Raw genomic sequence first — 20,704 nt, 5'->3', positions numbered from 1 at the left:
GGCTGCGACTGCGCGCAGCGACCTGCTGCGCGCTGCCAGCGCCACTCGGGCGCGGAAGGCGTGCCGCTGCGCCACGCCGGGGTGGGCGGCGACGTAGTGCAGTTGCTGCTCGATAGTCTGCGCCGTGCGCGGCATCGTCGGAAGTGTTGTACCCACGGCCACCGACGATGCCGCGTGCTTGATCACCAGCCCAGTAGCGAAACGTGCAGATCAGGTGATCAAGAACTTCCCGAGCTGACCACTAGCAACCCGGTTGCTGAGGAAGGAGCACCACGGCAAGGATGCGGTATGACCTGGGACGTTCCACTGACCGAGTTCGACGCTGACTCCGCGGTGCTGATCGCCCCCGAGCCGGGGCCCACGTCGGGTGTGATCCCAGATCATGCGGTCATCTGCTTCTTCCGCGACGTCATCGACGAGGTGTGCGGCGATGGCCGCGCCGAAGTCGTCGCGACCTTCACGTGGGAGCACGGAACCCACCAGGTGTTCAGCCTCCAGGTAGGTGAGCGCCGGGTGGCGGTGTTCCACCCCGGCGTCGGCGCGCCACTGGCCTGCGGCCTGTTCGAGCAGGCGATCGCAACAGGCTGTCGCACGTTCGTCGCGTGCGGCGGAGCAGGTGCAGTAGTTCCCGGCCTCGCGTTGGGGCACGTCGTCGTCCCTGATGCCGCAGTTCGCGATGAAGGAACGTCCTACCACTACCTGCCGGCCAGCCGCGAAGTCAGCGCTGACCCAGCTGTGACGGCTGCGCTCTGTGCCGTGCTCGACGAACGAGCCGTGCCCTACGCGGTCGGCAAGACCTGGACGACCGATGCGCCCTACCGCGAGACCACGGCGAAGATCGCCGCCCGGCGCCGCGAAGGGTGCATCACGGTGGAGATGGAGACCGCAGCCTTCCTGGCTGTCGCCCGCCATCGCGGCGTGACATTTGGACAGTACCTGTACGCAGGCGACGACGTCAGCGGCGAGACGTGGGACGACCGCCACTGGCACACATCTTCGGCTCGTCGCGATCTGTTCTGGCTTGCGGTCGAAGCCGTCCTTCGGTTCCCTTAACGGCCGCGCAGCACAGCGCCTCACCAACGTCCTCGGGCTGATCTCGGACAGACGTCCGAGGCGTTGGACAGATCGGATGAGACCTGGACAGACCCGATGAGACAGGACAACTGTGCGGCCGCGAGGGGACACCTCTCGACCACTGAAATGACATAATGTGGATTATCGGCGTTGACTGACGCGGCGCGAGGCTCCTCGGATCACCGCGGCCGACGCCTCCGCGGCACCTGCACCTGGACCTGGACCTGGACCGTCGTTCGTCGTGCACCCGGAACGGCGACCACTCCACACACCCCGCACGACCTCGCAGCGGCCCGGCCGGCACACCTGGCCGTCACGCACATCGCGACGCAGCCGCCGATGAGCGCCCACCCGAACACCTCGAGCCGCTCGCCGATCCGGCACGAGTCGAGCCGGCGCCGGTCGAGCCGGATCGGCCGGATCGCCGCCTACCCGGCGAACTTCCCCGCCGACCCGGTGAAACCCTCCGGACTCAGGGCCCGCGGTGCTCCGAGTCGCGGACGAGACGTCCGGCCCGACGACCGCGCCTCGTGGACCACCGAGCTCCGCGAACCGTCCGCACCGGATCGGCCCTGCCGGACCGGGTGCCACGACAGGTACCCATGATTTCCGCATAACGAGGAATATGCGGTTCGATGAGCGAAACCCGTTGCGCTGCAATGGTTTCGCTTGACACGCCACTCCCCCGCCGGCTACGATCAACTCATGACTCCCCTGTTCCCCGGGGTTCCCGAGTCGGCGACTTCCCGCACGTCCCTGACAGCCGCCGTGCACGCCTACGAAGTGGCGCGACTCCCCCGCAAGGACTCTCCCCACACCGTGGCAGCACGACGCCGCGACATCGCCGCACTGCTCCCCCGCATCCGCCGGGCCGTCGGCACCGAGGACCCCGTCGTCGCCGACCTCACCACCGCCGTCCTGCGCGTCGCGTTCGCCGACTTCTCCCTGGACCACGCCCGCAGCTCCATCGCCCGCTGCTGGTCCACCTGGAGCGGCCTGTGCGACTTCCTCGTCGCCGAGGACGCCCTGGCCGGCAACCCCATGGCCGGGGTGCACCGCCCCCGCCCCGACCGGCAGGGCCCCAAACCGCTGCGCGGCGAGGACACCCCCGAGGTCCTGCTGCGAGCCGTCGCCGCCGGGTGCCGCGCCGCCCGCGACCCCTGGCCCGAACGCGACCTCGCCGTCCTGGCCACCCTGCTGGTCAGCGGACTGCGCAGCGCCGAACTGCTCGGACTGCGCACCGGCGACCTCGTCGGCACCCGCGGCGAGCAGCGGCTGCGGGTGCTCGGCAAGGGCAACACCGAACGCAGCGTGCCCGTCGAACCCGCGCTCGCCGACCTCGTGGACACCTACCTCACCACCCGCCGGCAGCGCTTCCCCCGCCCCCGCGCCCTACCCCTGGACGCCGCCCTGTTCGTCGACACCCGGGAACGTCCCCTCACCCGCGACCAGCTGCAGTACCTCGTGCGCTCCTGCTACCGCGCCGCCGGCATCGGCGACCGCGTCCAGCGCGGAGCGCTCGTGCACGCGTTGCGGCACACCTTCGCCACCCGCGTCGTCGCCGCCGGAGCCAGCGCCGTGGAGGTCATGCGGCTGCTGGGCCACCAGAGCCTGACCACCTCGCAGCAGTACATCGACGCCACCGCCCACGAACTGCGCTCCGCAGCCGCCGGCAGCTCCACCTACACCGCCCTGCACGACCTGCGCACCACGACCGGCGGCTGACGCCCGGGGCACCGGGGAGCACCGCACCCCCGCTGCCCTCCGGCTGCCACGGGAGCGCTCAGCCCACCTGCGCCGGCACCTTGCGCCTCGCCGCCGGCCGACGCCGCGGCGGGACCTGCGCCGTGCCCAGCAGCTCAGCCAGGAACCGCCCCGTGTGGCTGGACGGGTCGGCCGCCACCTGCTCCGGGGTGCCGGTGGCCACGACCGCCCCACCACCACCGCCACCCTCCGGCCCCATGTCCACCAACCAGTCCGCGCTCTTGATGACGTCCAGGTTGTGCTCGATGACCAGGACGCTGTTGCCCTTGTCCACCAGCCCCTGCACCACACCCAGCAGCTTGCGGATGTCCTCGAAGTGCAACCCCGTGGTCGGCTCGTCCAGCACGTAGATCGTGCGCCCGTTCGAGCGCCGCTGCAGCTCCGCCGCCAGCTTCACCCGCTGCGCCTCACCACCGGACAGGGTCGTCGCCGGCTGCCCCAACCGCACGTACCCCAGCCCCACCTCCGTCAACGTGCCCATGTACCGCGAGATCGCCGGCACCGCGGAGAAGAAGTCCTTCGCCTCCTCGATCGGCATGTCCAGCACCTCGGCGATCGTCTTGCCCTTGAAGTGCACCTCCAGCGTCTCGCGGTTGTACCGCGCCCCGTGGCACACCTCGCACGGCACGTACACGTCCGGCAGGAAGTTCATCTCGATCTTCAACGTGCCGTCACCCGAGCACGCCTCGCACCGCCCACCCTTGACGTTGAACGAGAACCGCCCCGGCTGGTAACCGCGCAGCTTCGCCTCCGGCGACGACGCGAACAGCTTGCGGATGTGGTCGAACACCCCCGTGTACGTCGCCGGGTTGCTGCGCGGAGTGCGACCGATCGGGCTCTGGTCCACGTGCACGACCTTGTCCAGGTGCTCCAGACCCTGGACCGACTTGTGCCGACCGGGGACCCGCCGCGCACCGTTGAGCTTGTTCGCCAGCACCGTGTACAGGATGTCGTTGACCAGCGTCGACTTCCCCGACCCCGACACCCCCGTCACCGCCACCAGGCAACCCAGCGGGAACTCCACCGTGACGTCCTTGAGGTTGTGCTCGCGCGCCCCGCTGACCACCAGGGTCCGCGCCGGGTCCACCGGGCGCCGCTGCGCCGGCACCTCGATGCTGCGCGCACCGGACAGGTACTGCCCCGTCAGCGACTTCGGGTTGGCCAGCAGGCCCTCCACGTCCCCGGAGTGCACGATCTGACCGCCGCGCTCACCGGCGCCCGGGCCGAAGTCCACCACCCAGTCCGCCACCCGCACCGTGTCCTCGTCGTGCTCCACGACGATCAACGTGTTGCCCAGGTCCCGCAGGCGCGTCAGCGTGTCGATCAGGCGCCGGTTGTCGCGCTGGTGCAACCCGATGCTCGGCTCGTCCAGCACGTACAGCACCCCCACCAGACCCGACCCGATCTGCGTGGCCAGCCGGATGCGCTGCGCCTCACCACCCGACAACGTGCCCGCCGGCCGGTCCAGCGAGAGGTAGTCCAGCCCCACGTCCAGCAGGAACCCCAGCCGCGCCTGGATCTCCTTGACGACCTGAGCGGCGATCTTCTTCTCCCGCGCCGTCAGCTGCACCGCGTCCAGGAAGCGCGCGCACTCGTCGATCGGCAGGGCGCACACGTCCGCGATCGACATCCCCCCCACCTTCACCGCCAGGATCGACGGCTTCAGCCGCGCCCCCCGGCACACCGGGCACGGCGTCTGCCGCATGTACCCCTCGTAGCGCTCCTTGCTCCAGTCCGACTCCGTCTCCCCGTGCCGGCGCTTCACGAACGGGATCACGCCCTCGAAGCCCGTGGAGTACTGGCGCTCACGACCCCACCGGTTGCGGTAGCGCACCTGCACCTCGTGGTCCTTGCCGTGCAGCAAGGCGTCCTTGGCCCGCTTGGGCAGAGCCCGCCACGGCGTGTCCATCGAGAAGGACAGGTCGTCGGCCAGCGCCGTCATCAGGCGCTGGAAGTAGTCCGCCGACGCGCTCGCCCACGGCGCGATCGCCCCCTCGGCCAGCGTGAGGTCCTCGTCCGGCACCACCAGGTCCGGGTCCACCTCCAGCTGGGTCCCGATGCCCGTGCACTCCGGGCACGCCCCGAAGGGCGCGTTGAACGAGAACGAACGCGGCTCGATCTCGTCCACGTCCAGCGGGTGCTCGTTCGGGCACGCCATCTTCTCCGAGAAGCGGCGCTCGCCGGCCGGCCCCTCCACGTCCACCAGGTCGGCCACCAGCAGCCCGCCCGAGAGCACCAGAGCGGTCTCCACCGAGTCCGTCAGGCGCCGCTTGACGCCGTCCTTGACCACCAGACGGTCGACCACCACCTCGATGGTGTGCTTGAGCTTCTTCTGCAGCGTGGGCGGGCTGTCCAGCCCGACGACCTCACCGTCCACCCGGGCCCGCGCGAAGCCCTTCGACTGCAGCTCGCGGAAGAGGTCCGCGTACTCGCCCTTGCGGTCGCGCACCACCGGCGCCAGCACCTGGAAGCGCGTCCCCACCTCCAGCTCCAGCAGCTGGTCCACGATCTGCTGCGGCGTCTGCCGGCCCACCGGCTCCCCGCACACCGGGCAGTGCGGGCGCCCCGCCCGCGCGAACAGCAGGCGCAGGTAGTCGTACACCTCGGTGATCGTCCCCACCGTGGAGCGGGGGTTGCGCGAGGTCGACTTCTGGTCGATCGAGACCGCTGGCGACAACCCCTCGATGAAGTCCACGTCGGGCTTGTCCATCTGCCCCAGGAACTGGCGCGCGTAGGCCGACAGCGACTCCACGTAACGGCGCTGCCCCTCGGCGAAGATCGTGTCGAAGGCCAGGGACGACTTCCCCGACCCCGACAGCCCCGTGAAGACCACCAGGCTGTCGCGCGGCAGGTCGACCGACACGTTCTTCAGGTTGTGCTCGCGCGCCCCGCGCACCACCAGGCGGTCGGAGCTGACGGCGGCAGTGGCCACCGGCCGGGTGGCGGTGCCCGCCGCGGCACGGGTGGTGCGGCGGGACATGCTGCTGGAGCGGGAGGAGCCGCTGGAGGGGGTGCGAGAGGCCACGGGCCCAACCCTAGGCGCCGCCTCCGACACCGCCCGCCGACCACCCGGCCGACCGCTGCGCCCAGCACGCCCGCCGGGGATCGTCCGATGGGAGGACGACGGTAGTTGAAGGTGACGACTACTCTGGCTGCATGGCCCCCGCCGACACCGACCCCACCACGACCGCTCCCCGCTGGCTCGACCCCGACGAGCAGCGCACCTGGCGCGGCTTCCTCGCAGCCGTGCAGCTGCTCATGGACCGGGTCGACCGCCAGCTGCAGCACGACTCCGGCGTGGTCCACACCTACTACGAGATGCTCGTGCGCCTGTCCGAGGCCCCCGGGCGCTCGCTGCGCATGAGCGAGCTCGCCGACTCCTCGCTGTCCTCGCGCAGCCGCGTCTCGCACGCCGTCGCACGCATGGAGGAGCGCGGCTGGATCCGCCGCGAGGCGTGCGCCACCGACGGGCGCGGCTTCAACGCCGTCCTGACCGACCAAGGCCTGAAGGCCCTGCAGGCCGCGGCCCCCGCGCACGTGGAGACCGTCCGCGAGCTGCTGTTCGACCAGCTCGACGCCGAGCAGCAGCTGCAGCTGCGCCGCATCAGCGAGACCCTCCTGCAGCACCTGACCGCCACCGGCAGCGTGTCCCCGGTCCCGCTCGTGGCCCCACTGGGCGACTGAGGCGCCGCTCAGCCGCCCCGGCCGCCGCTCGGCCTCAGGCGCCCTGCGCCGCCCGCATCCCCCGCAGCTCCTTCTTCAGGTCACCGATCTCGTCGCGCAACCGCGCCGCCAGCTCGAACTGCAGCTCCGCGGCCGCCGAACGCATCTGCTCGCTCAGCTGCTGGATGAGGTCGGCCAGGTCCGCCTGCGGCATCGACCCACGCGGCTCCGGGCCCACCTCGCGACCCACCGACGCCCCCTTGGCCCCCCGGGCCGGCACCGGGGCCTTGCCCCGCGACTGCGACCGGCCGCTGCCCCCCTGCGCAGCCAGGAGCGCGGAGGTGTCGGCGTCCTCGCGGGCGATGAGGTCGGTGATGTCGGCGATGCGCTTGCGCAGCGGCATCGGGTCCACACCGCGCTCGCGGTTGTACGCGACCTGCTTCTCCCGCCGGCGGTTCGTCTCCTCGATCGCCTTCTCCATCGACGGGGTGATCGTGTCGGCGTACATGTGCACCTGACCGGAGACGTTGCGGGCCGCGCGGCCGATCGTCTGGATCAGCGAGGTCGCCGACCGCAGGAAGCCCTCCTTGTCGGCGTCCAGGATCGCCACCAGCGACACTTCGGGCAGGTCCAGCCCCTCGCGCAGCAGGTTGATCCCCACCAGCACGTCGTACTCGCCCTGGCGCAGCTCCCGCAGCAGCTCCACCCGCCGCAGCGTGTCGATGTCGGAGTGCAGGTACCGCACCCGCACCCCCTGGTCCAGGAGGTAGTCGGTGAGGTCCTCGGCCATCTTCTTCGTCAGGGTCGTCACCAGGACCCGCTCGTCGCGCTCGGCCCGCGCCCGCACCTCGTGCAGCAGGTCGTCGATCTGCCCCTTGGTCGGCTTGACCACCACCTGCGGGTCCACCAGACCCGTCGGCCGGATGATCTGCTCCACCACCCCGTCGCCGCGGGACAGCTCGTACGGGCCGGGCGTCGCCGACAGGTACACCGTCTGCCCGACCCGCTCCAGGAACTCCTCCCAGCGCAGCGGGCGGTTGTCCATCGCACTGGGCAGGCGGAAGCCGAAGTCCACCAGCGTGCGCTTGCGCGAGGCGTCCCCCTCGTACATCGCCCCGATCTGCGGGACCGTCACGTGCGACTCGTCGATGACGAGCAGGAAGTCCTCGGGGAAGTAGTCCAGCAGCGTGTTCGACGCCGAGCCCGGCTCCCGGCCGTCCATGTGCCGGGAGTAGTTCTCCACCCCGGAGCACGTGCCGACCTGGCGCAGCATCTCGATGTCGTACGTCGTGCGCATCCGCAGCCGCTGGGCCTCCAGCAGCTTGCCCTGCTGTTCCAGCTCCGCCAGCCGCTCGGCCAGCTCCGCCTCGATCGTGCCGATGGCCCGCTCCAGGCGCTCCGGCCCGGCGACGTAGTGCGAGGCGGGGAAGACGTGGACCATCTCCTCCTCGCGCAGCACCTCCCCCGTCAGCGGGTTCAGCGTGTAGAGCTTGTCGATCTCGTCGCCGAAGAACTCCACGCGCAGCGCGTGCTCCTCGTACTGGGGGATGATCTCCACGGTGTCCCCCCGCACGCGGAACGTGCCGCGCGTGAAGGCCATGTCGTTGCGGGTGTACTGCATGCCCACGAACTTCCGCAGCAGGTCGTCCCGGTCCATGCTCTCGCCGACCCGCAGCGTGACCATGCGGTCCACGTACTCCTGCGGCGTGCCCAGCCCGTAGATGCACGACACGGTGGCGACCACCACGACGTCGCGGCGCGTCAGCAGCGAGTTCGTCGCCGAGTGGCGCAACCGCTCCACCTCGTCGTTGATCGAGGAGTCCTTCTCGATGTACGTGTCCGACTGCGGCACGTACGCCTCGGGCTGGTAGTAGTCGTAGTAGGAGACGAAGTACTCCACCGCGTTGTTCGGCAGCAGCTCGCGGAACTCGTTGGCCAGCTGCGCCGCCAGCGTCTTGTTGGGCGCCATCACCAGGGTGGGACGCTGCACCTGCTCGATGAGCCACGCGGTGGTCGCCGACTTGCCCGTGCCGGTCGCCCCCAGCAGCACCACGTCCTTCTCCCCCGCCTGCACGCGGCGGGCCAGCTCGGCGATCGCGGCCGGCTGGTCGCCGGAGGGGGCGAACTCGGAGACCACCTCGAAGGGGGCCACCCGTCGCTGGATGTCAGTCGTGGGCCGCATGCGCCCACTGTAGGTCGGCGCTCCGACACGAGCCCCTGGTCACGCCCGCAGCGAACGACTGCGGCCACCGGCTGCACGGCGCACGCTCACCCCGGAGCGCTCCAGCCGGTGCGCACGGCCCACTCCCGCGCGGCGGCCAGTGAACCGGGTCCACCCACGGCGCTGCGGGCGGACGGCGCGACGGCACGCGCCCAGTCACGCAGCAGCAGCTCCCGCCGCCAGCTCTCGGAGCCGCGCACCCGCACCAGCAGCCGCGCCGGGCGCCCCGGGTCGGCCGAGGCGTGCAGCGCCTCCGCGGGCGCGTCCGGCCGCACCCGTGCGCCCGGGACCGCGGGGAACCCCGACTCGGTCAGCGGGTCGGCCACCGCCTCCACGTCCGGGGGCGAGTCGACCGCCAGCTGCAGGTCGAGCACGTCCACCGCCGGTGCACCGCGCACCGCGGTGGGTCCGACGTGCTCCACGTCGCGCTGCGGCACCCCGGCGGCGCGGGCCACCCGCGCGGCCAGGCGCGCGGCTTGAGCCGGCCACGAGGGGTCCGGCGCGACCACGACGGACGCCGGCAGCGGCGCCGGCCGGCGCTCGCGCAGGTGCCGCTCGAAGGGCACCAACCGGCTGCTCCACAGCTCCTCCACCCGGGCGGGCAGCGGGTCGGGCGCGCCCTCCGGGCGCCGCGCGTTGTCGAGCACGACGTCGGCCGCGGCCAGCCGCTCGTCATCGCCGGCCTGCGCCGCGACCCGCGCCCGGGCGTCGTCCCGGCTCATGCCCCGGTCCTCGACCAGCCGCCGCACCCGCTCCTCGACGTCGGCGTGCACGACCACCACGAGCGGGAAGCGCGCCGCCGCACCGGTCTCCACCAGCAGCGGGACGTCCTCGACGACGACCGCCTGCGCAGGCGCCGCGGCCACCAGCTCCTCACGACGGGCAGCCACCAGCGGGTGGACCAGCGCGTTGAGATCGGCCCTCGCAGCCGGGTCGGAGAACACCAGCCGCCCGAGCGCGGCACGGTCGAGCTCCCCCGTCGCGGTCAGCACCCGCGGCCCGAAGCGCTCCGCGACGGCGCGCAACCCCGGCGTGCCGGGCGACACCACCTCGCGGGCCAGCACGTCGGCGTCGACCAGGACCGCCCCGCAACGGGCCAGCAACCGGGCGACGGTCGACTTGCCCGCCCCGATCCCACCGGTCAGCCCCACGCGCAGCACTCGCGCACAGTATCCGTGTCTCTGAGTTACTGGCTTTTGAGGGTTGAATTTCAGAATCCAGAGGTTACGTATCCGTTACCCGCGATAAGCGAAAGTTCCGTTGAATCACCGTCACGATCGACGACCCGGAGCCGTCTCGGTCGCTGCGCGACGGGAGCCGGCGGTCCGGTGCAGTCACCCTTGCGCGCCGCGCTCCCCCGGCACGACGAGACCCGCCGGCGTCCACCGCCCCGCTAGGGACCCCAAGGGGTCGGCCAGCAGAGGGGCGAAGGCCAGCTCCGCAGCCCCCAGGAGGGTCGAGTCGCGGCCCAGGCCGGCCGGGCGCACCGCCACCCGGGAGCGCAGCACGGGGGTGGTGAACCTCTCGAGCCACGGCAGGACGTCGCCGGCCACTTCGGGCCACAGCTCGCGCCACAGCCCGTCGCCGAGCAGGACGACCTGGGGGTCGAAGACGTTGACGAGGCTGGCGAGCCCTCCGGCGAAGCTGCGCGAGAGCTTGTCGCGCGTGCGGCGGGAGACGACACCACCGGCACGCAGGCGGGCCAGCACCTGCTGCACGACGTCGGGCGCCCCGGGGTCCAGCTCGAAGAGCTCGGCCCAGGCACCGGCCATCGCCTGGGCCTCCCAGCAGCCGCGACTCCCGCAGTGGCAGGCCCGGCCGGCGGGGTCCACGCCGATGTGCCCCACCTCTCCCCCGAAGCCGCGGTGACCGGTCAGGGGGTGCCCGCCGGTGAGGACCCCGCCGCCGAGCCCGTGGGTGCCGCTGAGGTAGACGACGTCGGTGTGGTCGACGGCAGCGCCGCGGCGCTGCTCGGCCAGGAGACCGAGGTCGGCGTCGTTGGCGACCTGCACGGGCAGGGCGAGCCCGCCGCGGGTCGCGAGGACCCCGGCGACGAGGTCTCGCAGCGGTACCTCGCGCCAGCCGAGGTGGGGTGCGGAGGCGACGACGCCGGTGGCGGCGTGGACGGTGCCGGGGACGGCGAGGGCGATCCCCGCGACGTGCTGGGCGTCCTGGCCGCACAAGCGCCGAGCGGCGTCGGCGACGAGCTGCACGACGGCCTCGGGGCCGGCGGTGGGGCTGGTCGGGCTGCCCCACCGGGCGAGGACCGTGCCGCCGAGGCCGACGCGGACGACCTGCAGGTCGTGCACGTCGACCTGCACGGCGAGCACGGAGGTGCCGCCGGTGGCGACGGGGCGAGGTCGCACCTGGAGGGAGGGGCGGCCCACGCGACCGGGGGTGAGGTCGGCGGGTCGCTCCTCGACGAGCAGGCCGGCGTCGACGAGGACGCCGACGAGGTCACCGACGGTGGAACGGTTGAGCTGGAGCGAGCGGGTCACGTCCGCCCGGGTCGCGGCGCCCCACCGGTGCACGAGCCCGAGCAGCGCCGCCAGGTTGTGCCGGCGGACGTCGTCCTGGCCGCGGCCCCGCGGGGTCGCCACGAGCACGGGTCAGATGGCCGCGGACGCGCGACGCCGGCGGGACGTGGCGTCGACCGCTGCGGCGAGCAGCAGGACGGCGCCCGTGACGAGGTAGTTGACGAAGGCTCGCTGCCCGAGCAGGCCGAGGCCGTTGGCGATGGTGGCGATGACCAGCCCGCCGATGACGGCGTTGGAGATCTTGCCCTTGCCGCCGAAGAGGCTGGTGCCGCCGATGACGGCGGCACCCACCCCGAGCAGCAGGGTGTTGCCGCCGCCGGAGCCGGGGGCGACGGAGTTCAAGCGGGAGGCGTCGATGACGCCGGAGAACGCCGCCAGGGTCGAGCCGATCATGAAGACGGACAACCGGACCCCGCGCACCGAGATGCCCGCCCGGCGAGCCGCCTCGGGGTTGCCACCGACCGCGTAGACGTGGCGGCCGTACGCGGTGCGCCCGAGCACGAGGGTGAGCACGACGAGCAGGACCGCGATGACGGGCACGGAGTAGGGGATGCCGGCGAGCACGATGCTGGGCACGCGGGCGCGGTTCTGGGAGAGGATCGCGGTGAGCACGAGCAGCACGAGCAGCACGACGGCGACGCGCAGGACCACGAGCCCGATGTTGTCGCGGCTCAGGCCGCGGCGGCGCTGACCGACCCAGCGGCCGAAGCTGACGGCCGCGTAGGCGACGGCGGCGGCGACGGCCAGCACCCAGCCCAGCCAGACGGGCACGTTGCTGTTCGCGATGGCGACGATGACGGGGTCGCGCACCGGGATGGTGCCGCCCTCGCCGATGAGCCACAGCGTCACGCCCTGCACGCCGAGGAAGAAGGCGAGGGTGACCACGAAGGAGGGTATGCCGATGCGCGAGACCAGCAGGCCGATGAGGGTGCCGATCGCCAGGCCGGTGAGCAGCGCACCGAGCAGCCCCAGGTACCAGGGCAGCCCGTGGTCGCGGAAGAGGAGCGCCATGACGGCCGCGGAAGCCCCGCCGGCGACCCCCGCGGAGAGGTCGATGTCGCCCAGCAGTAGCACGAAGGTCAAACCCATCGCCAGGACGATGATGCTCGAGGCCTGCACGAGCAGGTTGGCGATGTTTCCGGCAGTGGCGAAGGTGCCCGGCCTCAGGACGGCGAAGAGGACGAAGAGGACGACGAGGCCGAGGACGGCGGGGAGGGAGCCGATGTCTCCACCGCGCAGCCGGTTGAGGTAGGCGCGCACACCCTCGCCGAAACCGGGTTCGGCGGCCTGGCGGGCCATCGGGCTCTCACCGCTGGTGGCGGTGGCGCGGGCGAGCTCGCGGATGCGTTCGGCCTCGGTGGCGGGGCCGTCGGCGGTGGTGGCGCCGGTCTCGGACCGTGTCCGGGAAGCGGCCCGGGGTTCGCTGGGGGTGGTCATGGGGTCCTTCGCCTCAGGCGGTCGCGGACAGGGTTTCGGGTGCGAGGCCGAGCTCGCCGGAGCGGCCGGCGGTGATGAGCTCCACCACCTGGCTGCTGGTCACGTCGCGGGTGCGCACGGTGGCGGCCGAGCGGCCGAGGTAGAGCGCGGTGATGTTGTCCGCGACCTCGAAGACGTCGTTGAGGTTGTGGGAGATGAGCACGACGCCCAGGCCGTTGTCGGCCAGGCGACGGACCAGGTCCAGCACCTGGCGGGTCTGGGCGACGCCGAGGGCCGCGGTCGGCTCGTCGAGCAGCACGACCTTCGAGTTCCACAGGACGGCCTTGGCGATGGCCACGGTCTGGCGCTGGCCACCGGAGAGGCTGGAGACGAGCTGGCGCACGGAACGGACGGTGCGCACGGACAGGCTCGCCAGGGTCTGGCGCGCCATCTCCTCCATGGTGGGTTCGTCGAGCAGGACGCCGCGGCGCTTCTCCCGCCCGAGGAACATGTTCTGGACGATGTCGAGGTTGTCGCACAGGGCGAGGTCCTGGTAGACGACCTCGATGCCGAGTTCGGCGGTGTCCCTGGGCCCGTGGACGTGCACCCGCCGGCCCTCGAAGAAGAAGTCGCCGGCGTCGGTGGTGTAGATGCCGGCGATGCACTTGACGAGCGTGGACTTGCCGGCTCCGTTGTCGCCCACGAGGGCGGTGACCTCGCCGGCGCGCACGTCCAGGTCGACGCCGTGCAGGACCTGCACCGCGCCGAAGCTCTTGTCGATGCCGCGCAGGGACAGCATCGGGCTGTCTCCCGTCGAGGTGGTCTGGGTCATGGTTCCTCCTCCGGGCACCCCGGGGCGGTCGGTGCCGCGGGGCCTGCACCGGGGTGCCGGTGCAGGCCCCGCGGCGAGGGTCAGGAGATGCCGAGCTCGGAGCAGGCCGTGGCGAACTCGCCGGTGCACAGGTCCTCGGCGCTGACGAACCCGTCGTCGACGACCGTCTTGACGTTGTCGCGGAAGACGGCCTCCGGCTCGAGGAGGACGGACTCGACGTCGCGGCCGCCCTCCTCGTCACGCACGGTGCCCGTCGTCTCGGGCTCTTCCCCGTTGACCAGCGCGATGGCGATGTCGGCGAGGGCGTTGGCCTCCTCGGCGACGGGCTTGTAGACCGTCATGCACTGGGTGCCGGCGAGGATGTTCTGCAGGCCCTGGGTGGTGGCGTCCTGGCCGGTGACGGGCACCTGCCCGGCGCGGCCGTTGCGCGCCAGGATGGAGATGGCGGCGTTGCCGAGGCCGTCGTTGGCGGCGAGGACGCCGTCGATGGCGCCGCCCTGCTGGGTGAGCATCTGCTCGAAGATGGTGGCGGCCTGCTGGTTGCTCCAGTCCGGGACCGCCTGCTCGGCCACGACGGTGTAGTCGCTGACCTGGTCGAGGACGCTGTGGGCGCCCTGCGAGAACAGGGTGGCGTTGTTGTCGTCGGGCGAGCCGTTGAGGTAGGCGATGTTCTTCGGTCCGGCGCCGAGGCACTGCTGCAGACCCTCGCCCTGGAGCTCGCCGACGCGGGTGTTGTCGAACGAGACGTAGTAGTTCGCGGAGCCGCCCAGGGTGAGGCGGTCGTAGTCGATGGTCTGCACGCCGGCCTGCTCGGCGCGGCTCTGGATGGCGGCTCCGGAAGCGGAGTCGAGGTTGGCGATGGCGAGGACGGCGACGCCCTGGGTGATCATCTGGTCGGCGATCGTCTGCATGGCGGCCGCGTCGCCCTGGGCGTTCTGGATGTCCACCTCGACACCGGCGTCGTCGAAGGCCTGCTGGAGCAGGGGGCGGTCGAAGGACTCCCAGCGCACCGACGACTCGGTGTCCGGGAGGATCACGCCGACCTGCGGGCCGCCGCTGGATTCGCCCGCAGGGGTTTCGCCGCCGCTGGACTCGCCGCAGGCTGAGACCAGAAGGAGGGCTGCGGCACCGGTGGCCGCCAGGGCGGTGAGTCGCACGCGCATGGATGCTCCTTCGCATCTGCCGGAGCTGCACTGCCCCGGACGTATGTTGTGCGCGCCAACATATAGACCCCGGGCCCGGAAGCGAAGGACCGTGACCATCTCGTGATACCGCTGGTCGCGCCGGCACCGGGGCCGGCGGACGTGCGCGCGACGTGCGAGTGCCCGACCACGGGGAGGTGGTCGGGCTCTCGCACGCCGCGGTGCGTCGGGTCAGCGCGTCAGCGCACCCCGCCGCGCCGCTTGTTGTAGACGTCGAAGGCCACGGCCAGCAGCAGCACCAGGCCCTTGATGACCTGCTGGAGGGACTGGTCCACGCCGAGCAGCTGCATGCCGTTGGAGATCACACCGACGAGGAGACCGCCGATCATGGCGCCGGTGACCTTGCCGACGCCGCCGGTGACGGCTGCTCCGCCGATGAAGGCCGCGGCGATGGCGTCCAGCTCGAAGCTGTTGCCGGCGCCGGGCTGGGCGCCGTTGGAGCGCGAGGAGAAGATGACGCCCGCCACCGCGGCCAGGAAGCCCATGTTCACGAAGATCCAGAAGTTGACCCTCCGGACGTTCACGCCGGACAGCTGCGCCGCGGCGAGGTTGCCGCCGATGGCGTACACCTGGCGGCCGAACACCGAGGACTTCATGATCATCGAGTAGGTCAGGATCAGGACCGCGAGGATGATCAGGACGATCGGCATGCCACGGCTGTTCGCCAGCTGCCAGGCGAAGGCCATCACCACGGCGGCGACGGCGACGATCTTCAGCACGAACAGCGCCATCGACTCGACGGTCTGCTGGTAGCGGACCCGGGCCAGGCGGTTGCGGACCTGGCTGACGGCGTAGCCCGCCACCGCCAGGGCACCGATGAACAGGGTGAACGCGTCGTACCCGTAACCACCCATCAGAGCGGGGATGAAGCCCGTGGCGATCCCGTTGTACTCCGCCGGGAACGGCGACAGCGACACGTTGTCCAGGACGTAGTACGTCAGGCCGCGGAACAGCAGCATGCCGGCCAGCGTCACGATGAAGGCGGGGATGCCGACGAAGGCGACCCAGAACCCTTGCCAGGCGCCGATGGCGAGGCCCACGGCCAGAGCGGCGAGCACGCCGACCCACCACGGCTGGCTCGAGCCGATCACCAGTTGCGCGGAGACGGCTCCGGTCAGCGCCACCACCGAACCGACCGACAGGTCGATGTGGCCGGCGACGATGACGATGACCATGCCGATCGCCAGGACCAGCACGTACGAGTACTGCAGGACGATGTTGGTGATGTTGCCCGGGCTCAGCGACAACCAGTCGGTGAGGAAGGCGAACAGCAGCACCACGACGACGAACGCGATGTAGATGCCGCTCTCGCGCAGGTTGCCCGTCATCGCGCGGAAGGGGTTCGCAGAGCCGGTGCGCGGCGCGGGGGGTCTGCCGGGCAGGCTCCCCGGAGCCGTGCCCTTCTTGAGGAGGTCGCCGGTACCGCTCATGCGGAGTGCTCCTGGTCATCGTCGGTGGAGGGGGTGTGCGCGCCGGCCCGCGCCGGCGTCTTGTCCTTGGTCATGAGGCTCATGAGCCTCTCCTGCGTCGCCTCGCTCGCGGGCAGCTGCCCGGTGATGCGACCTGCGGAGAGCGTGTAGATGCGGTCGCAGATGCCCAGCAGCTCGGGCAGTTCGGAGGAGATCACGATGACCGCCTTGCCCGCCGCCACGAGGCGGTTGATGATCGTGTAGATCTCGTACTTGGCGCCGACGTCGATGCCGCGGGTCGGCTCGTCGAGGATCAGGACCTCCGGGTCGGAGTAGATCCACTTCGACAGGACGACCTTCTGCTGGTTCCCGCCGGACAGCTTGCCCGTCACCGCCATGACGGTGGGGGCCTTGATGTTCATGCTGCGCTTGCTGTCCTCGGCGACGCGGATCTCCTCGTGGGAGTTCACGAAACCGGCGGTGGCGAGCTTGCCCAGCGCCGCGGCGGAGACGTTCCGCTTGATGTCGTCGATGAGGTTCAGGCCGTACTTCTTGCGGTCCTCGGTGGCGTAGGCGATGCCGTGCTTGATGGCTTCACGCACCGAGCGGGCCTGGATCGGCTTGCCGTGCATGTAGAGCTGCCCGGAGATGTAGCGCCCGTAGGAGCGGCCGAACACGCTCATCGCCAGTTCGGTGCGGCCGGCGCCCATGAGGCCCGCGATGCCGATGACCTCCCCTGCCCGCACGGACAGCTCGGCCCCGTCCACGACGTGCCGGTCCTGGGTGGGGTGCCCCACGGTCCAGCCCTCGACGCGGAACACCTCCTCGCCGGGGTGGGACTCGCGCTCGGGGTACCTGCTGTCCAGGTCGCGGCCGACCATGCCGCGGATGATGCGGTCCTCGGTGACGGCGTCGGCGCGCATGTCGAGGGTCTCGATCGTCTGCCCGTCGCGGATGATGGTCACCGCGTCGGAGATGGACTCGATCTCGTTGAGCTTGTGCGAGATCATGATGCTCGTCATGCCCTCGCTGCGCAGCTGCCGCAGCAGGCCCAGCAGGTGCTCGGAGTCGTTGTCGTTCAGCGCCGCGGTCGGCTCGTCAAGGATCAGCAGCTTGACGTCCTTGCTGAGCGCCTTGGCGATCTCGACGAGCTGCTGCTTGCCGACGCCGAGCTGGCCGATGGGGGTCGTGGGGTTCTCGTCGAGACCCACGCGAGCCAGCAGCCGGGACGCCTCGCCGTTGGCGCGGTTCCAGTCGATGAGGCCGCTGCGCCCCTTGACCTCGTTGCCCAGGAAGAGGTTCTCGGCGATGGACAGGTACGGCACGAGCGCCAGTTCCTGGTGGATGATGGCGATGCCGGCCTTCTCGCTGTCCGAGATGCCGCCGAACCGGCAGACCTCGCCGTCGAAGAAGATCTCACCCTCGTAGGTGCCGTGCGGGTACACGCCCGACAGGACCTTCATGAGGGTGGACTTGCCCGCGCCGTTCTCGCCGCAGATGGCGTGCACCTCACCGCGTCGCACCGACAGCGAGACGTCGGACAGCGCCTTCACGCCGGGGAAGGTCTTGGTGATGGAACGCATTTCCAGGATGTTCTCGGTCATCGGCGCGCCGTCGTCCTCGCTCGGGGAACCGTGCGGGCGCTCAGCAGCGCCCGCGGTGGGGTGGGGGTGTGTTCGGGGCGTGCCCCGTCCCCGCCGCGGAGCGCGACGGGGACGGGGCACGGACCAGCGGGAGGTCAGCCGGCCTGGCCGGTGTCGACCTCGGCCTGGCTGTAGTACTCGGTGTCCACCAGGGTCTCGACGATGTTGTCCTTGGTGACGATCTGGGACTCCAGCAGGTAGGCCGGGACGACCTTCACACCGTTGTCGTACGTGGTGGTGTCGTTGGCCTCGGGCTCCTCGCCGGCGAGCATCGCCTCGGCGGCGGTCACGGCCTGCTCGGCGAGCTTGCGGGTGTCCTTGAAGATGGTGGAGTACTGCACGCCGTCGTTGATGAGCTTGACGGAGGCGATCTCGGCGTCCTGGCCGGTGATGACCGGCATGGGCTTGTCGGCGCCGCCGTAGCCGGCGTTCTGCAGCGCGGTGATGATGCCTCGGGAGATGCCGTCGTAGGGCGACAGCACGCCGTCGACGTTGCTGCCGTCGTTGTAGGCCGAGGTGAGCAGGTCCTCCATGCGCTTCTGCGCGGTCTCCTGCTGCCAGCGCAGGATGGCGGCCTGGTCGATCGTGGTCTGGCCGGACTTGACGACGACCTGGCCGGAGTCGATGAACGGCTGGATGGTGTCCATCGCGCCGTTCCAGAAGAACTGTGCGTTGTTGTCGTCCAGGGAACCGGCGAACAGCTCGACGTTGAAGGGGCCGGTGGCGGTTCCGGCGGAACCGTCCTCGTTGAGCAGGCCCAGGCCCGTCAGCAGCGAGGTCCCCTGCTGCACCCCGACGTTGTAGTTGTCGAAGGAGACGTAGAAGTCGACGTCACCGCTGCCGCGGATGAGGCGGTCGTAGGAGATGACCGGGATGTCGGCGGCCGCAGCGGCGGCGAGCTGGCTGCTCAGCGCGGTGCCGTCGATCGCGGCGACGACGAGGAGGTCGACGCCCTTGGTGATGAGCTGGTCGATCTGCTGCGACTGGGTGGGGATGTCGTCGTTGGCGTACTGCAGGTCGACCGCGTAGCCGGCCTCCTCCAGACCCGCCTTGACGTTGTTGCCGTCGGCGATCCAGCGCTCGGACGTCTGGGTCGGCATCGCCACGCCGACGGTGACGTCACCGTCGGATGCGCCGCCAGAACCGGAGGTCCCGGAGCCGGCGCCCTCACCGCCGCAGGCGGAGACGGTCAGGGCCAGGCCGGCGGCGAAGGCGGCCAGGTAGCGACGAGTGATCACGGCGGAACTCCTCTGTACCTCGTGAGCGTCGGAACGCGGGCGGTTCGCGACGTGTGTTCTAGGGTGCCAACTGGTGGCGTGGTGACCGCGTGCTCGCCGGGCTTCCTCGTCCCGTTCAACAGCAGCAAGCGGTTGGACGTCGAACATTGTTAACGTTAGCAGTCTGGGCAGTCAAGCCGTTCCCCCATCGGGAGCAACGGTGGCGCACAGCGGGTCCGGGCCGGGCGCGCACCGTCGTCGCTGAGCTACCCTGACGGTTCCGGGCGACGCGCCCGCCGGTTCGGCGGGTGCTCCCGGCCCCACACGTGGACGTCCTGGGCCGGCCCGATCCCCCGCTCCCCCGTGCCCCGCACGGCCACAGGCAGGAAACGCAGAATGAGTCCTCCTCCAGACCCGGCGCCGACGCCGGCAGAGGGCCCGCGGACACCGGTGCTGGCGGACGTCGCAGAGCTCGCGGGCGTGTCGCAGCAGACCGTCTCGCGGGTCGTCCGCGGCTCCGGCTCGGTGGCCCGGCGGACCAGGGAACGCGTCGAGCAGGCCATCGCGGAACTGGGGTACCAGCCGAACGCGGCTGCCCGGGCCCTGGTGACCCGGCGTTCGCACCGCATCGGCGTGGTGGCGGCCAGCACCTCCCTGTACGGGCCGGCGCTGACCCTGGTGGGGGTGCAGGAAGCCGCTCGTGCCGCGGGGTACTCCGTCACGGTCGTCATGGTCAGCGACCTGCTGCCCGCGACGGTCGAGGAGGCGTTCCAGGAGCTGCGCGGGCAGTCGGTCGACGGCGCCATCGCCGTGGTCCCCGAGGACGCCTCCCAGGCGGCCGTCGCGGCGGCGAGCGCGGCCTTCCCGTGCGTGCAGGCGCCCGGGCTGGACGGTGCGGGTGTGCCGGACGCGTACTGGGGGGAGGTGGCCGCGGCGCGCCGGGTGACCGAGCACCTGCTGGAGCTGGGCCACCGCACCGTGCACCACGTGGGTGGTCCGGTGGACTGGGCCGAGTCCCGGGCCCGGTCGACCGGGTGGCGCACGGCGCTGGTGGAGGCGATGCGGGTGGTCCCGCGGCCCGTGCGCGGGGACTGGACGGCGGCCTCGGGTTACCGGGCGGGCCGTGAGGTGCTGGCCGCCGGCGCCACCGCGGTGTTCTGCGGCAACGACCACATGGCCGTCGGGGTGGTGCGGGCGGTCACGGAGAGCGGGCTGTCGGTGCCCGGCGACGTGAGCGTGGTGGGGTTCGACGACGTCCCGGAGGCGGCCTACCTCAACCCGCCGCTGACGACGGTGCACCAGGACTTCACGGAGATCGGCCGGCGGTGCGTGCGGGTGCTGCTGGGGCGGCTGGCCCGCCGGGTGGTCGAGCCCGGACCGCTCCACCCCGCGCTGGTCGTGCGGGCCAGCACGGGTCCGCCGCCCGCGGGCGCGGAGCCGTCCGGTCCGGTGGGTCCGGTGCGTGGTGGACGCGGTGGGGTGCGTGAGCCGCTGCCCCCCTCCCCCACCACCGGAGCTCCCTGAGCCTGGCACCGCGCGCACCGCGGAGCCGGCACGCACGAGGGCCCCGGCCGCTGCTGGAGCGGTCGGGGCCCTCGTGCGTGCTGGTGCTGCGGTGGGGGGGGGGGGGGGGGGGGGGGGGGGGGGGGGGGGGGGGGGGGGGGGGGGGGGGGGGGGGGGGGGGGGGGGGGGGGGGGGGGGGGGGGGGGGGGGGGGGGGGGGGGGG

15 protein-coding genes are annotated in these 20,704 nt (G+C 71.6%); 4 read left to right on the top strand and 11 right to left on the bottom strand.

The window, feature by feature from the left end; genetic code table 11:
• On the bottom strand, nucleotides 1-186 hold a 186-nt coding region (locus tag ACRYM0_RS15480; protein ID WP_432506576.1), incomplete at its 3' end, for a hypothetical protein.
• Between the two features lie 102 nt (nucleotides 187-288).
• On the opposite strand from ACRYM0_RS15480, the gene ACRYM0_RS15475 reads away from it, so the two are divergent.
• Both ACRYM0_RS15475 and ACRYM0_RS15470 read left to right on the top strand, forming a co-directional pair.
• The gene (locus ACRYM0_RS15475; protein ID WP_432506574.1) at nucleotides 289-1,053 is read left to right on the top strand and encodes a nucleoside phosphorylase; all 765 of its coding nucleotides are present in this window, start codon (nucleotides 289-291) and stop codon (nucleotides 1,051-1,053) included.
• An 840-nt stretch (nucleotides 1,054-1,893) separates the two neighbouring features.
• Complete coding sequence (locus ACRYM0_RS15470) at nucleotides 1,894-2,799, top strand: tyrosine-type recombinase/integrase (RefSeq protein WP_432506573.1); 906 nt, start codon at nucleotides 1,894-1,896, stop codon at nucleotides 2,797-2,799.
• Between the two features lie 58 nt (nucleotides 2,800-2,857).
• On the opposite strand, the gene uvrA is transcribed toward ACRYM0_RS15470, so the two are convergent.
• On the bottom strand, nucleotides 2,858-5,818 hold the full coding sequence (gene uvrA / locus ACRYM0_RS15465) for an excinuclease ABC subunit UvrA (RefSeq protein ID WP_432506581.1): 2,961 nt from the start codon (nucleotides 5,816-5,818) through the stop codon (nucleotides 2,858-2,860).
• A 176-nt stretch (nucleotides 5,819-5,994) separates the two neighbouring features.
• Between uvrA and ACRYM0_RS15460 the strand changes: the two genes are divergently transcribed.
• The gene (locus ACRYM0_RS15460; RefSeq protein WP_432506571.1) at nucleotides 5,995-6,522 is read left to right on the top strand and encodes a MarR family winged helix-turn-helix transcriptional regulator; all 528 of its coding nucleotides are present in this window, start codon (nucleotides 5,995-5,997) and stop codon (nucleotides 6,520-6,522) included.
• A gap of 34 nt (nucleotides 6,523-6,556) precedes the next feature.
• Here ACRYM0_RS15460 and uvrB read toward each other — a convergent pair whose 3' ends face one another.
• The 9 genes from uvrB to chvE all read right to left on the bottom strand — a co-directional run bounded on the left by uvrB (nucleotide 6,557) and on the right by chvE (nucleotide 18,996).
• Nucleotides 6,557-8,683, bottom strand: a complete 2,127-nt coding sequence (gene uvrB, locus ACRYM0_RS15455; protein WP_432506569.1) for an excinuclease ABC subunit UvrB — start codon at nucleotides 8,681-8,683, stop codon at nucleotides 6,557-6,559.
• A gap of 86 nt (nucleotides 8,684-8,769) precedes the next feature.
• Nucleotides 8,770-9,882 (bottom strand): dephospho-CoA kinase, encoded by a 1,113-nt coding sequence (gene coaE, locus ACRYM0_RS15450; protein WP_432506567.1) that lies wholly within the window; start codon nucleotides 9,880-9,882, stop codon nucleotides 8,770-8,772.
• A gap of 174 nt (nucleotides 9,883-10,056) precedes the next feature.
• On the bottom strand, nucleotides 10,057-11,328 hold the full coding sequence (locus ACRYM0_RS15445; protein WP_432506565.1) for an ROK family protein: 1,272 nt from the start codon (nucleotides 11,326-11,328) through the stop codon (nucleotides 10,057-10,059).
• A 3-nt stretch (nucleotides 11,329-11,331) separates the two neighbouring features.
• Nucleotides 11,332-12,696 (bottom strand): sugar ABC transporter permease, encoded by a 1,365-nt coding sequence (locus ACRYM0_RS15440; RefSeq protein WP_432506563.1) that lies wholly within the window; start codon nucleotides 12,694-12,696, stop codon nucleotides 11,332-11,334.
• 13 nt (nucleotides 12,697-12,709) lie between these two features.
• The gene (locus ACRYM0_RS15435) at nucleotides 12,710-13,507 is read right to left on the bottom strand and encodes an ATP-binding cassette domain-containing protein (RefSeq protein WP_432506561.1); all 798 of its coding nucleotides are present in this window, start codon (nucleotides 13,505-13,507) and stop codon (nucleotides 12,710-12,712) included.
• 80 nt (nucleotides 13,508-13,587) lie between these two features.
• Entirely contained in the window at nucleotides 13,588-14,670 is a 1,083-nt protein-coding gene (locus ACRYM0_RS15430; RefSeq protein ID WP_432506559.1) for a sugar ABC transporter substrate-binding protein, read from the bottom strand.
• A gap of 218 nt (nucleotides 14,671-14,888) precedes the next feature.
• Nucleotides 14,889-16,037, bottom strand: a complete 1,149-nt coding sequence (gene mmsB / locus ACRYM0_RS15425) for a multiple monosaccharide ABC transporter permease (protein WP_432506579.1) — start codon at nucleotides 16,035-16,037, stop codon at nucleotides 14,889-14,891.
• 98 nt (nucleotides 16,038-16,135) lie between these two features.
• On the bottom strand, nucleotides 16,136-17,722 hold the full coding sequence (gene mmsA / locus ACRYM0_RS15420; RefSeq protein WP_432506557.1) for a multiple monosaccharide ABC transporter ATP-binding protein: 1,587 nt from the start codon (nucleotides 17,720-17,722) through the stop codon (nucleotides 16,136-16,138).
• 134 nt (nucleotides 17,723-17,856) lie between these two features.
• Nucleotides 17,857-18,996, bottom strand: a complete 1,140-nt coding sequence (chvE, locus tag ACRYM0_RS15415; protein WP_432506577.1) for a multiple monosaccharide ABC transporter substrate-binding protein — start codon at nucleotides 18,994-18,996, stop codon at nucleotides 17,857-17,859.
• 378 nt (nucleotides 18,997-19,374) lie between these two features.
• Between chvE and ACRYM0_RS15410 the strand changes: the two genes are divergently transcribed.
• The gene (locus tag ACRYM0_RS15410) at nucleotides 19,375-20,502 is read left to right on the top strand and encodes a LacI family DNA-binding transcriptional regulator (protein WP_432506555.1); all 1,128 of its coding nucleotides are present in this window, start codon (nucleotides 19,375-19,377) and stop codon (nucleotides 20,500-20,502) included.
• Nucleotides 20,503-20,704 lie beyond the last annotated feature (202 nt).

Source organism: Kineococcus arenarius subsp. arenarius, from assembly GCF_050871845.1.
In the GTDB taxonomy this organism is placed as follows: domain Bacteria; phylum Actinomycetota; class Actinomycetes; order Actinomycetales; family Kineococcaceae; genus Kineococcus.
This window is presented reverse-complemented; position numbering and strand designations above follow the sequence as displayed.

Bases quoted from the DNA above. Each gene is read 5' to 3' on its own strand.
- ACRYM0_RS15475 (WP_432506574.1), top strand. From the start codon at position 289: ATGACCTGGGACGTTCCACTGACCGAGTTCGACGCTGACTCCGCGGTG.
- uvrA (WP_432506581.1), bottom strand. From the start codon at position 5,818: ATGTCCCGCCGCACCACCCGTGCCGCGGCGGGCACCGCCACCCGGCCG.
- ACRYM0_RS15460 (WP_432506571.1), top strand. From the start codon at position 5,995: ATGGCCCCCGCCGACACCGACCCCACCACGACCGCTCCCCGCTGGCTC.
- uvrB (WP_432506569.1), bottom strand. From the start codon at position 8,683: ATGCGGCCCACGACTGACATCCAGCGACGGGTGGCCCCCTTCGAGGTG.
- ACRYM0_RS15440 (WP_432506563.1), bottom strand. From the start codon at position 12,696: ATGACCACCCCCAGCGAACCCCGGGCCGCTTCCCGGACACGGTCCGAG.
- ACRYM0_RS15435 (WP_432506561.1), bottom strand. From the start codon at position 13,507: ATGACCCAGACCACCTCGACGGGAGACAGCCCGATGCTGTCCCTGCGC.
- ACRYM0_RS15430 (WP_432506559.1), bottom strand. From the start codon at position 14,670: ATGCGCGTGCGACTCACCGCCCTGGCGGCCACCGGTGCCGCAGCCCTC.
- mmsB (WP_432506579.1), bottom strand. From the start codon at position 16,037: ATGACGGGCAACCTGCGCGAGAGCGGCATCTACATCGCGTTCGTCGTC.
- mmsA (WP_432506557.1), bottom strand. From the start codon at position 17,722: ATGACCGAGAACATCCTGGAAATGCGTTCCATCACCAAGACCTTCCCC.
- ACRYM0_RS15410 (WP_432506555.1), top strand. From the start codon at position 19,375: ATGAGTCCTCCTCCAGACCCGGCGCCGACGCCGGCAGAGGGCCCGCGG.